This window comes from Thiomicrorhabdus cannonii, from assembly GCF_013391695.1.
Taxonomy (GTDB): Bacteria; Pseudomonadota; Gammaproteobacteria; order Thiomicrospirales; family Thiomicrospiraceae; genus Thiomicrorhabdus; species Thiomicrorhabdus cannonii.
Map to the genome: position 1 here is coordinate 1 of NZ_JACBGH010000040.1, position 414 is coordinate 414.

Genomic DNA, 414 nt, shown 5'->3' on the forward strand with positions numbered 1-414 from the left:
GTCGTGAGACCTTGACTGTTAAGCCAGTTTTAGTAGATATTTTATCACGTTATCAAGAATTAGCTCATTCAATAGGTGTTACAATTGAAAATCAATTGACAGATGCTACCAGGGTCGTCATGAGTCTTAGGGCATTGGATAAGGTTTTGACAAACCTGATTAGTAATGCAATTAAATATTCAGATAAAAATGTGCGTGTAATCATATCCGAGCAAGATGGCTATCTCTCTATCAAAAATACATGTGCGCCTCTAAGTGACCAAGAACTAGAACATTTATTTGATATATTCTATCATTCTCAAATCGTGACAGATAAGGATGAAAGTTCCGGTTTGGGTCTTTACATTGTGAATAATATTTTAGAAAGCTATCAAATGGATTATAGTTTTCTCCCTTATGAACACGGTATGGAAT

At 34.5% G+C, this 414-nt stretch carries 1 pseudogene; it reads left to right on the forward strand.

Features of this window, described 5'->3' with window-relative positions:
- Nucleotides 1–414 (forward strand): annotated as a pseudogene (gene hk06, locus HZ297_RS11875) (two-component system sensor histidine kinase HK06); the annotation flags it as partial.